13 protein-coding genes are annotated in these 12,963 nt (G+C 45.0%); 1 reads left to right on the plus strand and 12 read right to left on the minus strand.

Annotated elements, in window-relative coordinates; genetic code table 11:
- Window positions 1-96: 96 nt before the first annotated feature.
- From Q7V21_RS12535 to Q7V21_RS12545, 3 genes are read right to left on the minus strand one after another with little or no spacing between them, the layout of a single operon-like run.
- The gene (locus Q7V21_RS12535) at window positions 97-2,037 is read right to left on the minus strand and encodes a fumarate reductase/succinate dehydrogenase flavoprotein subunit (RefSeq protein ID WP_304917621.1); all 1,941 of its coding nucleotides are present in this window, start codon (window positions 2,035-2,037) and stop codon (window positions 97-99) included.
- Window positions 2,037-2,624 (minus strand): succinate dehydrogenase, encoded by a 588-nt coding sequence (locus tag Q7V21_RS12540; RefSeq protein ID WP_304917622.1) that lies wholly within the window; start codon window positions 2,622-2,624, stop codon window positions 2,037-2,039. The genes Q7V21_RS12535 and Q7V21_RS12540 overlap by 1 nt, the downstream gene beginning before the upstream one ends.
- Window positions 2,624-3,127 carry a hypothetical protein gene (locus Q7V21_RS12545; RefSeq protein ID WP_304917623.1) on the minus strand — a complete coding sequence of 168 codons (504 nt, stop codon included), beginning with the start codon at window positions 3,125-3,127 and terminating at the stop codon, window positions 2,624-2,626. Before Q7V21_RS12545 ends, Q7V21_RS12540 begins: the two co-directional genes overlap by 1 nt.
- A 165-nt stretch (window positions 3,128-3,292) precedes the next feature.
- On the opposite strand from Q7V21_RS12545, the gene metG reads away from it, so the two are divergent.
- The gene (gene metG, locus Q7V21_RS12550) at window positions 3,293-5,311 is read left to right on the plus strand and encodes a methionine--tRNA ligase (protein ID WP_304917624.1); all 2,019 of its coding nucleotides are present in this window, start codon (window positions 3,293-3,295) and stop codon (window positions 5,309-5,311) included.
- Between the two features lie 57 nt (window positions 5,312-5,368).
- Here the strand turns inward: metG and Q7V21_RS12555 are convergent, their stop codons facing one another.
- The 9 genes from Q7V21_RS12555 to sufC form a co-directional block, all read right to left on the minus strand.
- The gene (locus tag Q7V21_RS12555) at window positions 5,369-5,803 is read right to left on the minus strand and encodes an Hsp20/alpha crystallin family protein (RefSeq protein ID WP_304917625.1); all 435 of its coding nucleotides are present in this window, start codon (window positions 5,801-5,803) and stop codon (window positions 5,369-5,371) included.
- Between the two features lie 134 nt (window positions 5,804-5,937).
- Entirely contained in the window at window positions 5,938-6,594 is a 657-nt protein-coding gene (locus tag Q7V21_RS12560) for a response regulator transcription factor (protein WP_304917626.1), read from the minus strand.
- Window positions 6,587-7,915 (minus strand): ATP-binding protein, encoded by a 1,329-nt coding sequence (locus Q7V21_RS12565; RefSeq protein ID WP_304917627.1) that lies wholly within the window; start codon window positions 7,913-7,915, stop codon window positions 6,587-6,589. The genes Q7V21_RS12560 and Q7V21_RS12565 overlap by 8 nt, the downstream gene beginning before the upstream one ends.
- A gap of 274 nt (window positions 7,916-8,189) precedes the next feature.
- A complete protein-coding gene (locus Q7V21_RS12570) occupies window positions 8,190-8,447 on the minus strand; it encodes a hypothetical protein (RefSeq protein WP_304917628.1) in 258 nt (85 codons plus the stop codon).
- 429 nt (window positions 8,448-8,876) lie between these two features.
- A complete protein-coding gene (locus Q7V21_RS12575) occupies window positions 8,877-9,212 on the minus strand; it encodes an SUF system Fe-S cluster assembly protein (protein WP_304917629.1) in 336 nt (111 codons plus the stop codon).
- 4 nt (window positions 9,213-9,216) lie between these two features.
- A complete protein-coding gene (gene sufU, locus Q7V21_RS12580; RefSeq protein WP_304917630.1) occupies window positions 9,217-9,663 on the minus strand; it encodes a Fe-S cluster assembly sulfur transfer protein SufU in 447 nt (148 codons plus the stop codon).
- Window positions 9,663-10,886, minus strand: coding sequence for a cysteine desulfurase (locus Q7V21_RS12585; protein ID WP_304917631.1), 1,224 nt, complete (start codon window positions 10,884-10,886; stop codon window positions 9,663-9,665). Before Q7V21_RS12585 ends, sufU begins: the two co-directional genes overlap by 1 nt.
- Window positions 10,879-12,183: a Fe-S cluster assembly protein SufD gene (gene sufD, locus Q7V21_RS12590; protein ID WP_304917632.1), complete on the minus strand. Its 1,305-nt coding sequence runs from the start codon at window positions 12,181-12,183 to the stop codon at window positions 10,879-10,881. Before sufD ends, Q7V21_RS12585 begins: the two co-directional genes overlap by 8 nt.
- The gene (gene sufC / locus Q7V21_RS12595; RefSeq protein WP_304917633.1) at window positions 12,180-12,947 is read right to left on the minus strand and encodes a Fe-S cluster assembly ATPase SufC; all 768 of its coding nucleotides are present in this window, start codon (window positions 12,945-12,947) and stop codon (window positions 12,180-12,182) included. The genes sufD and sufC overlap by 4 nt, the downstream gene beginning before the upstream one ends.
- Window positions 12,948-12,963 lie beyond the last annotated feature (16 nt).

A 12,963-nucleotide genomic window follows, 5' to 3' on the forward strand; every position in this document is an offset into this window, starting at 1 on the left:
CCAGAAAAGAAGATTCAGCTTCGACTTCCAGCTCGTGCTTTTCAAAAAAACCATCATCTTGGGATGAGGCCTGACGCCATATATGCAGAATAAAATTCATTGGTAATTCCGTATCCCAGGGCTGACAAAATCAAAATGCAAAGGCTCTTTGACCAGCTTCGGCTGAATGACATCGCCTGTATATTGCCATGCCGAAACAAAACCAAACTCACCATCGCGCCGCTGTACTTCCCCGTTGGCGGTTAAATGTTCTACTCGTGCATGACAACCACAGGACTCTTCTCGGGCCAGGGCATCAATGCACATTAATTCACCCAGCTCCATAAAGTCAGCGACCCTGCCGGCTCTTTCCAGAGTTTGATTAAGCTGTTTATCGTTGCCACTGATTTTGATTTCACGCCAGAACTGTTCACGCAGTTGCTGAATTTCTTCGATGGCCTGCTTCAATGCAAATTCATTTCGCGCCATGCCGCAATGATCCCAGAGAATTTTCCCAAGACGGCGATGAAAATAATCTGGGGTCTGTTGGGGTTCCGGCGCATTCAGCAGTCTGTCCAGACGCGCCTGGGAATAGTTCATCGCCTGCTCTACTTCAGGATAGTCTTTATCTTTCAGTGGCGTTTGTCTGGCGAGATAATCAGACACCGTGGTTGGCAGAATAAAATACCCATCTGCCAGACCTTGCATTAATGCACTGGCCCCCAGTCGATTGGCACCATGATCGGAAAAGTTGGCTTCGCCACCAGCAAACAGACCATCCACTGATGTCATCAGATTGTAGTCCACCCATAAACCACCCATGGTGTAATGCACGGCAGGGTAAATTCGCATTGGCTGTTGGGTCGGATCTTCGGAAGTAATTCGTTGATACATATCAAACAGATTGCCATATTTTTCATTAATGACATCCGCGCCCTGCTGTTTGATGGCATCGGCAAAATCCAGATATACGCCCAGTTTCTGACCATTAATCTCATGGCCCACACCACGTCCGTCGTCACAAATATGTTTAACTGCCCGCGAGGCAATATCCCGCGGCACCAGATTGCCAAACGCCGGATACATGCGTTCCAGAAAATAATCTCGATCCTGTTCCAGGATATCTCGCGGATCGCGACCACAATCCGCCGGATTTTTCGGTGCCCAGATACGACCATCATTACGCAATGATTCACTCATCAAGGTCAGTTTGGATTGCAACTCACCATGTTGTGGGATGCAGGTTGGATGAATCTGGGTAAAACAGGGATTGGCAAATAATGCTCCGTGCTTATGGGCTCGCCAGATAGCTGACGTGTTACAACCTTTGGCGTTGGTCGACAGATAAAAGGCATTACTGTAGCCGCCGGTGCAAAGCACTACACAATCCGCCAGATGTGAACTTAATTCCCCGGTCAGTAAATCCCTGACCACAATGCCTTTGGCCTGACCGTCAATTTTGATCAAATCCTGCATTTCACATCGTGAAAAATGCTCAATATGTCCTTCGGCAATCTGCCGGCTCATCGCCTGATAGGCACCGAGTAGTAACTGCTGACCGGTTTGACCGCGGGCATAAAAAGTTCGGGAAACCTGCGCACCACCGAATGAGCGGTTAGCCAGATAACCACTGTATTCACGAGCAAATGGCACACCTTGCGCCACAGCTTGATCAATAATGGCAGTGCTCAATTCAGCCAGACGAAACACATTGGATTCACGGGCCCGAAAATCGCCACCTTTTATCATGTCGTAAAACAGACGCCAGACACTATCACCATCATTGTGGTAATTTTTGGCAGCATTAATACCACCTTGGGCTGCAATACTATGCGCTCTTCGCGGGCTATCCTGAAAACAGAAGGTTTTCACCTGATAGCCCATCTCTGCAAGTGAAGCAGCAGCAGATGCCCCGGCTAAACCCGTTCCCACCACAATCACCCGATACCGTTTACGATTGGCCGGACTGACCACCCGTAAATTATATTTATGCTGGGTCCAGCGTTGTTCCAGTGGGCCTTTAGGTGAAAAGCCATCCAGTTGTTGTTCTTCGGTCATTATGCTTTCCAGTAGGCCACTATAGGGACAATGGCAAATCCCAACACTAATAACACCACAACAGCGGTGCTTAACCAGTAAAACTGTTTGGAGGTTTTTCCCAGTGTTTGCAAGACATTGGTTAATGAATGCTGCAAGTGCAAGCCTAACAGCAGTACGCCGCCCAAATAGATCACTAATTGCCAAACCGAGCTGAATAAATTAAGTGTCTGACCGTAGATATCAGCACCGCCGAACGCCCACATTTGAGCCATATGCCAGACAATAAACAGCAGGATCAGCGTGATAACAATTGAAACCAGCCAGGCGGGAATAAAATGATGTTGTCGATGTTGATAGGCTTGAACCCTTGCTTTGCTGTTATGCAATCGGATTTGCACCGCAACAATTACATGAAATACCAATGATGCCGCGACTAATATCCACAAGGGCCAGCGAATCAGTGGTTGATTATAAAAATCATAAAACGCCTGATACTGTCCGGGACTGAAGAAGCTCAGATTACTGAGCATGTGAAAAACAAGATAAGCGGTCAGCACCAGACCCGCCATCGCCATCAGGCGTTTTTTAACCTGCAACAATGCCATCAGCTTTCCCGGCTCATAACAATTTGATCAGTGTCCGACAGCGGTTCAAGTTTTTCACGCTGTATGGTACGCACACAGCTATTCCAGCGCAGAGTGGCTTCATCGTTATGGTCCGGTCGCATTTGTTCTGCCTGCTGATAACATTCCAGCGCCTTAATAAAATAATCATAAGCAAACGCACGCGACATGGGCTGCGTCAGCATAAAGCGGGCCCGACGTTCCAGCACGATGCCAGTGTAATAAATCTGTTTATATTCGCTGCTGAGTTTGGCGATAGCCACTTCAATGTCCTGAAACGGCGACTGACTGCCGCTGATGCTGATCTGATCTGTCAATGCCAGAATATAAACCACCAGCGCTGCCTGGTTTTCCGGCTCGATATTGAGAATATCCAGACAGATACTTTCAGCAATTTCGGGCTCTAGCAACGAACGATATTGTCGCGCCCGATCCAGTGCCAGCTCAATTGACTCGGCATGTATATCATGTAAATTCAGTTCCATCAGGCTCTCTTACAGCTAGGAATTGCCGTCACGGCAGATATAGCCTCAATCTAAAGCAATTAGCATGGCATTTCAACGCAACAATGCCACAACATTGAAAATAGAGTCTGCAAAGTAAATCTGGTATCTTTGACGGTTTTCTAACGGCTTAATTCCGGTTTATTTATGCAACGAAAAATTCTGGTCACCAGCGCACTTCCCTATGCCAATGGTTCTATCCATCTGGGACATCTTGTTGAATATATTCAGACAGATATCTGGGTGCGTTTTCAAAAAATGCGTGGACATGAATGTCATTATGTTTGTGCTGATGATGCCCACGGCACACCTATCATGTTGCGCGCACAAAATGAGGGCATCACGCCGGAACAATTGATTGCCGACGTCAGCAAGGAACATCAGGCTGATTTTGCCGAGTTTGCGATTGGTTTTGATAACTATCACAGCACCCACAGCGAAGAAAATCGCCAACTGGCCAGCCAGATTTATCTGGCAAACCGTGATGCCGGTCATATTGAAAGCCGTACTATCAGTCAGGCCTATGATCCAGAAAAAGAAATGTTCCTGCCGGATCGTTTTATTCGTGGTGAATGCCCTAAATGCGGTGCTGCCGATCAATATGGCGATAACTGTGAAGTCTGCGGTGCGACCTATGATCCGACTGAATTGAAAAATCCGGTTTCTGCCGTTTCCGGCGCAACACCGATCACCAAAGAATCAGAACATTACTTTTTCAAATTAGGTAATTTTGAACCGCTATTGCGCGAGTGGACCCAAGGTGATCATTTACAGGCAGAAGTCGGTCGCAAGCTTGGCGAATGGTTTGACAGTGGTTTGCAGGATTGGGATATCTCGCGTGACGCGCCCTACTTTGGTTTTGAAATTCCCGATGCACCGAACAAGTTTTTCTATGTGTGGTTGGATGCACCGATTGGCTATTTAGCCAGTTTCAAAAATTACTGTGACCGAACCGATGTGGATTTTAATGAATTCATGCGTGCCGACAGCCCGACTGAAATGGTGCATTTTATCGGCAAGGACATTATCTATTTCCACGCCCTGTTTTGGCCGGCCATGCTGAAAGGTGCTGGTTTCAGATTACCAAATCGGGTTTATGCCCATGGCTTTCTCACGGTTGATGGCAAAAAGATGTCTAAATCGCGCGGTACCTTTATTAAAGCGCGTACCTATCTGAATCATCTTAATCCGGAATATCTACGTTATTACTTTGCTGCCAAACTGAATAACACCATTGAAGACATCGATCTGAGTCTGGAAGATTTCCAGAGTCGAATTAACTCTGATTTGGTTGGCAAAGTAGTAAACATTGCCAGTCGCTGTGCCGGTTTTATCAATAAACGCTTTGATGGCAAGTTAAGCGATTCATTGATAGATGAAGCATTGTTTAAAGCATTCGCTGATCAGTCTGAATCGATTGCTAAACGCTATGATAACCGTGAATTTGCTCAGGCTATGCGCGAAATCATGGCACTTGCTGATAAAGCCAACCAGTATATTGACGAACAAAAGCCCTGGGTGCTGGCTAAAGAAGAAGGCAAAGATGCTGAAGTTCAGGCCGTTTGCAGCATGGGCATCAATTTGTTTCGGGTGCTGATTGCCTATCTCAAACCGGTATTACCACGTACGGCCGAACAGGCTGAAGCCTTTTTAAATATTGACGCATTGCAGTGGACTGATATTGCGTCACCTTTACTGGGCCATACTATTGCTGGATTCAAACCGTTAATGACCCGAGTCGAGCAAAACAAGATTGATGCGATCATTGAAGAGTCCAAAGAAAATATGACCGTGACTGCTGCACCAGGCAAAACGGCTGAAAATATTGATCCGATTGCCGATGAAATTCAGTTTGATGACTTTGCCAAAATTGACTTACGCATTGCCAAAATCGTCAATGCAGAGCATGTCGAAGGTGCTGAAAAGCTGCTGAAACTGACGCTGGATATTGGGTTGGCTGAAAAACAGGTATTTGCCGGCATTAAATCGGCTTATGCACCAGAAGATCTGGTGGGTAAATTAACCGTCATGGTCGCCAATCTGGCCCCGCGTAAAATGCGTTTTGGTTTATCCGAAGGTATGGTGCTGGCCGCAGGACCTGGTGGGAAGGATCTGTTTATTCTAAATCCTGACGATGGTGCTACCCCTGGCATGCGGGTTAAATAACATCTTAAGATGAAAGAAGGCTCCAAAAACTAATTTTTTTGGAGCCTTTTCATTTTGTTACTGGACATTCACCTCAATACGTTTCGGTTGAAGCTGCGGCATTTTAGGAATGGTTAATTCGAGCACGCCATCACGTGAAGTCGCATTGATCCGTTCAACATCTGCCGTTTCAGGCAACGTAAATCGCCGCATAAAACTGCCGCTGAATCGCTCAATACGTTTGTAATTATCTTTCTCTTCCACTTTGTTGCTATCGCGAACACCTTTAATTGTCAGCAGGCCGTTTTCTGCTGTAACTTCAATATCTGCCGCTTTTACACCAGGTAAATCGGCATGAATAATAAAGTTGTCTGCGTTTTCCTGAATATCCACAGCCGGCGTCCAATCTTCTTGACTGAAGTTAGTTTCCGTGGCCGGAACTTGAAATAAGGACGACATTTCACGCTGCAGGTTATCAAGCAAACTGTATGGTCTGTAACGTTGAATAGCCATAAAACACCTCCAAAACTTTTCATCAGGAAGACGAATAATGTCTTCTGATCAGCAAAATTGGGATGCCTGAAAATAATTCAAGTGGTCTGTTGAATATTTAATAAACACATAACTATCAATGGCCGGGCATTTTTCTAGTGTTTTATGATGCCCAGGACTACAGCAATATTTGCCAAATCCGCAGTGGTATTTACATTAAGTTTATTTTTAATCTGAGTATTGTAATTAGCCACTGTTTTGTAGCCTAAGTGCAATTCGGCTGCGACTTCGTGTGCTGTCATTCCTCTCGCCGTCAGGCAAAACACATCAAACTCTCTCGGTGATAACAGCTCTACAACCTGACCGTAATGTAGGGTATCTGACGGATGTCTGAAGTCATCGATATTCGGCAGGATGTCCTGTTCGATATACCGTTTTCCCTGAGATACAGCTAACACAGCTTCAGCTAATACTTCTGCAGCACTGTTCTTGGTGACATAGCCTCTTGCGCCAGCCTGAATAGCCCGTTCCACATAAATCGATTCGTCATGGATGCTGTAAACCAGAACCGTGGCTTGTGGATCCTGCTTTTTTAAACGGCGAATCGTTTCCAAGCCGCCAATGCCGGGCATGGATAAATCCATCACCACCACATCTGGACGCTGCCGGTCATATTCATGACAGGCCAGTTCTCCTCGATCGACATCGACAATATTGCCGATAAACGGTTGAGAGTCCAAAAGCATTCTGAATCCAGCCCGAACGACCTGATGATCATCTACCAGCAACACACTAATCTTTTTTTCATTCATTTTCTGATTTCTCAATGATTGGCATCCACGCACTTACGCAAACCCCTTTTCCCGCCTCAGATTCAAATCTGAAACGACCTCCCATATTTTCTACTCGTTCCCGCATTGCCAGCACACCAAAACCATTACCTGCTGACTCCCCGCCTTGCCCGTTATCGCGAATGCGCATAACCACACGAGGAGAAGTTTGTTCACCTTCCTGTCTAATCACCAATGTTACCTCAGATGCATTGGCATGGCGCACCACATTCGTCAGACATTCCTGTGCTATTCGATAAACATGAATAGCCAATTCATGGGCAACATTATCCAGCCGTTCGTCATAATCCAGCTTGATCACCAATTCCGGGTAACGTCTGCGCCACTCACTGACCAGATCAGATAAAGTCGCCCCCAGCCCTAAATCAGCCAGGCTTAATGGATGCAAGGTTCGCATCATAGAACGAACAACGCCCGCTAAATGGTTACAGATTTCAGCAATTGATTCGGAAATTTTAGTGACATTAGCACCCGGTTGACGAATAGCCGTGGACATCGCTTTTACAGCGGTAAGCGATTGTCCCATTTCATCGTGCAATTCACGGGACAAATTGCGTCTTTCAGACTCCTGGATCTGCATGGTGTGGCGGGCCAGAGCCTGATTATTATCTTTCGCCACTTTTAATGCATCAGACAAGTGATTGATTTCGGTTGCTATTGCCTCGAATTCACTGATTTTGAAAGGTGGTAATTTGCGTCCATATTGCCCTGACTCCACCCTGCGTAAGCCCACAACGATACTGCGAACCGCCTGCAACATCGAATTAAAAACAATATTAATTGCCAGAAAAATAACGCAAATCATCGTGATAACTGACCAGAAATAGGCGACTGACTCTCCCCAGGCCTCTTCAATTTCATCCAACGGATCAGCACGAATAATAATCTGCTTGGTACGACCATCCGCAAGATGGATATTGTAATTTGCTGATGGATAAGTTGTTGTCACCGCTCGAACAAACCAGTCAGGAGGAGCATCCTCAATTTCACTCTCGGCAACAAACCACTCCACCTCTTCACCATCTTCATTAACGATACTGATATGCAAATGCCGTGTTTGCTGAATAGCACTGATTTGCCTCAACCACTCATATTCGCTCATGGTTGTTCGTGATAAATGACTGAAGCCTAAATCAATCATCTGTAATGCCAGGTTGAAAGAAGAGCTTACTTCGCGCTCAACAGATTGGCGCGCCTGCCAAATCGTTAATATGCTGCCAAATATGCTGATGATGATTACCGAAAGTAATATTCGGCTGTTAATCAGGCCTCTTAAGCTCATGAAGTAGTCTCGAAATTACTTGGCATGTGGATGAAAACTACCCGTTTGGCTAGTCAAAATACGCTACCGTATACAGGAAGTTCAAACTTGATCTGATATTCAAAATACATAATAGATTTATATGCTCGCCGGATCTTTCTGACTCACTCAACCACCCTCTTTAAAGTAAATCGGCTGCATCATGATAAGTTCTGATAATAATCCAAAGCGATGGGTACAAATCTTACGCTTTTAATCAGGCGTTGAAATAAGCTTCATTGTTGAGATGTTTAATTCAACCTACGGACCGTTGTGAGGTGTTGATTTCATTCACTTCTTGCATATCAATAACAAATCGATATTGCTTACCGCAGTGCAAAATCACTTCTTTCTGGCCTCGTTTAAGAATCTTAACCTCTATCCGGATATCACTGAAACCGTCGTGTAATAATACATCGTCAATCAGCTCCATCAATTTGAATTTCATAAGTTTGGCAGAAGTTAATGGTAAATTGTTTGTCATCTCATCCAGTTCAGTTTGACTGTGGTTCATGGATAGTAGGCAAAGAGGAAAATATCCCATATAGGAGAAATTCCTTATTTTTTAAAAGCCATTGTAAGCTTGCAGAAAAACCAACTTAACCAATTGTTTTTAAATTAATTTAACGATTAAAGCTTAATTGTTTTTATTGTAGATAAATATAACTTGATAGGCTCATCCATTAAGCACAGTAGTAGATATCACGCAAGGGAAATAAAAAGGAATTCCTCCTATATGCGGCATAGCAACAGATGTCTATGATTGGCTTCAACAGCTTGCTAATGAAATTTTCTCGGGGCTCAACCCTGAACTAGTTGCTTACTGTAGCCTTAAAGTTTGTTACCTCTTCAGATTGGTCATGCGATCTGATTAACCGTGGATAGACCTATCCACGGTTTTTTTTTGCTTTGATTTGGTGTTATCCAGCAGTTTGAAATGAGGCTAGAACATGCCTAGTTGCAGTTGGGCTGCTTCGCTCATTTGATCGCGGGTCCAAGGTGGATCCCAGACCAATTCAACATGCACTTTATTAACCCCATCAATGCTACTGATTTTGTTTTCCACATCACCGGGGAATGTTTGTGCCACAGGGCATCCCGGTGCAGTTAAGGTCATTTTGATAACCACATTTCCGGAAGCACTGATATCGATGTCATAAATCAATCCCAGTTCATAGATATTGACTGGGATTTCCGGATCGAAGATGGTTTTAAGCATCTCAATTACATCTTCTTTCAAATCTGCTTCGGTAAAAGGTTGTACCTGATTATCATTCATAAAATTACTCAGTGCTAATCGAAATATCGTGATCGCTGTCTATCGCTGCATGCACGGTATGCCAAGATAAAGTCGCGCATTTTACCCGTGCCGGAAACTCTTTGACACCACTTAAAACTTCCAGTTTGCCTAACAAGTTACGGTCAGTCTCCTCACCGGTCATCGATTTATGAACTTGTTCATAAATCGCCTGAGCTTCATCGATCGTTTTGCCTTTTAATGCTTCGGTCATCAGTGATGCAGAAGCCATTGATATCGCACAGCCACTGCCTTTGAAACTGACATCTTCGATTACATCGCCTTCGAGCTTGACGTAAACCACCAGCTTGTCGCCACATAACGGATTATTGCCATGCGCCAGATGATTGGCATGATCAATCTCGCGAAAGTTTCTGGGGCGTTTGTTGTGATCCATGATCACTTGCTGGTATAGCTCTCTTAAATCACTCATCAGGCAAAAAGCTCCTGTGTTTTTTGTATCGCGTTAATCAATGCGTCAATCTCTTCTTCCGAGTTATAAAACGCAAATGATGCACGAGCAGTTGCCGGAATATCGTAAAACTCCATTACCGGTTGGGCACAGTGATGTCCAGTACGGATAGCCACGCCTTGTTGATCAAAAATGGTGCCGACATCATGCGGGTGCACGCCTTCAATCATAAAGGAGATGACTGCAGCTTTTTCAGGGGCAGTACCAATGATGTTAACACCGGACAGCGCTTCAATTTTGCGTGTGGCGATCTCAAGTAAATGATGTTCCTGAGTCGCAATATTATCGATGCCGACCTGCCACATATAATCTATGGCTGCACCGAGGCCGATAACACCTGCAATATGCGGTGTACCCGCTTCAAACTTGGCCGGCAGTTCGTTGTAGATGGTTTTTTCAAAACTTACCGATAGTATCATATCCCCCCCCCCCTGGTAGGGTGGCATGGCATTCAATAGCTCTTCACGTCCATAAAGTGCACCAATGCCGGTAGGAGCAAACATCTTGTGACCGGAAAATACATAAAAATCGCAATCCAGATCTTTAACATCAACAACCATATGCGGTACGGCCTGCGCCCCATCAATTAATACCGGGATATTTTTCGCATGGGCTTTTGCTGTCATGGCTTTGACTGGATTGATGGTACCCAGAGCATTGGAAACCTGACCGATTGCGAGAATCCTGGTGCGTGGTGTGAGCATCGCATCAAAGTCTGTTAAATCCAGCTCCCCACTTTGGGTCATCGGGATCACTTTCAGCTTGGCACCAGTCTGTTCACATAATATTTGCCACGGCACGATATTGGCGTGATGTTCCAGATGGCTGATCAATATTTCATCGCCAGCTTGCAACTTTGGTCTAACAAAACTTTGCGCTACCAGGTTAATCGCTTCAGTAGCACCACGGGTAAAGATGATTTCTTTATCCGAATTGGCATTCAGAAATTGACGGACTTTACCTCTGGCCGCTTCATACATATCCGTAGAACGCTGGCTCAGCTTGTGCACACCGCGGTGAATATTGGCATTGTCGTGCAGATAATAATGACTGACCGCATCAATCACCTGACGCGGCTTCTGGCTGGTCGCTGCATTATCCAGATACACCAATGGATAACCATTAATCTCTTGATGCAAGATTGGAAAATCCGCACGAATAGCATTAATGTTCAAATTACTCATGTGTACCACCTTTCGGTAAGCGTTTTTCAATCACCGCAGTAATTGATTTTTTCAGCTCCTGATTCGATATACGTTCAATCACATCAACTGCAAAAGCAAACGTCAGCAGACTGCGCGCGCTGATTTCATCCAGGCCACGGGCACGCAGGAAAAATAATTGATCTTCGTTGATTTGACCGACTGCACTGCCATGTCCGCATTTGACATCATCAGCGTAGATTTCCATCTCCGGTTTGGTGTCAATTTCGCAGCCACGTGATAACAGCAAATTGCGATTGCTTTGGTTGGCATCGGTTTTCTGTGCATCTTTGTGCACAATCACTTTACCGTTAAATACTGCATGGCTTTGCTGATCTAGAACGCCTTTATACATTTCGTCACTGGTGGTATTAGGCACGGCATGATCAATCCGCGTGTGATTATCAACATGTTGCTCACCAGTCACCAGATACAAACCATTCAGCGTCACATGGGATTGCTCTCCCAGCAACTGGCTATGAATATCATTTCTGGCGAGTTTGCCACCAAGAGAAATATTGTTGTTATGCCATTTGCTGTTGGCAGCCTGTTTAGCGGCAAGCGTTGCAATATGATAATGATTCAGCGCTTCACGCTGTAATTTGTAGTGAAATAATTCAGCGTTCTCAGCCAGATTTACTTCGGTAACGACTTCGGTTAAACCATTTGCCTTATCGTTACCTGCATAGGTTTCAATAAACGTTGCCTGGCTGCTTTCATTAAGCACGATCAAATTACGCAAATGCATTGCGTAGTGCTCAGTACGGCCAGTATTTACCACGATAAGTTCGATAGGTTTAACTATCTGAGTATTCGCCGCAACTTCAATAAAGATGCCTTCATTCATCAGCATCGTGTTTAAAGCATTAAAACCCGGCTTTTCAATACTGATTTGTTGATTCAGAAACTCACTGGCCCGCTCAATTGACTGCGATAACGGACTCACGGTTAAACCTTCAGGCAGCTTATCAAGTGATGAGGCAGTCAAATCCACACGACCATCGATAATCACCAGGCGATAGGCATCTTCAACCAACTTCAACTCATGAATGTCAGCAATGCCTGGCTGGCTCACCTGATGCTTAAATTGTTCCTGTCCTAAAGACCAAAGACTGGTGTATTTCCAATCTTCTTCTTTTCTGCCGGGCAAACCATTACGCTCAAACTGAGCTTTGGCTTGCTGACGCAAAGTGTGCCAGCGACTATTGTCGGCCGCCATGACATCACGGCTAGTTGCTACTGCAGCAAAATCGGTATGGATGTCAGTTAATACTTTCATGCAGGCTGCCCTTCTGGCTCTGGAGCATCATGTACCCAGCTGTAACCGGATTTTTCCAGTTCCTTAGCCAATTCCTTATCACCAGACTTCACTATGCGTCCTTCGGACAACACATGAACATAATCCGGCACAATGTAATCCAGTAAGCGTTGGTAATGAGTGATCATAATGATAGAACGATCTGAATTACGTAACGCATTCACACCTTCCGAAACTGTACGCAAGGCATCGATATCCAGGCCTGAATCGGTTTCATCCAGAATCGCCAGCTCAGGTTCCAGCAAAGCCATCTGCAGGATTTCATTACGTTTTTTCTCACCGCCAGAGAAACCTTCATTCACACTGCGGTGCAAGAATTGCTCATCCATTTTGACCAGCTGCATTTTGCTACGAACCAAAGTCAGGAAATCAATCGCATCCAATTCTTCAAGACCTTGATGCTTACGCACGGCATTTAATGCTGCTTTAAGCAGATAGATATTGCTGACACCGGGGATTTCCACCGGGTATTGGAACGCCAGAAACACACCGCGTCTGGCCCGTTCTTCAGGTTCCAGCTCAAGCAGGTTTTCACCTTTATAGATGACTTCACCCTTGGTGATTTCGTAGCCTTCACGGCCGGTTAATACATTAGATAATGTGCTTTTACCGGCACCGTTTGGCCCCATAATGGCATGCACTTCGCCCGCATTGACCGTTAAATTGATACCACGCAAAATTTCTTTGCCATCAATTTTTGCGTGTAGATTTTTGATTTCCAACATTTTCATAATTGTTCTC

It is taken from the genome of Methylophaga sp. (assembly GCF_030651745.1).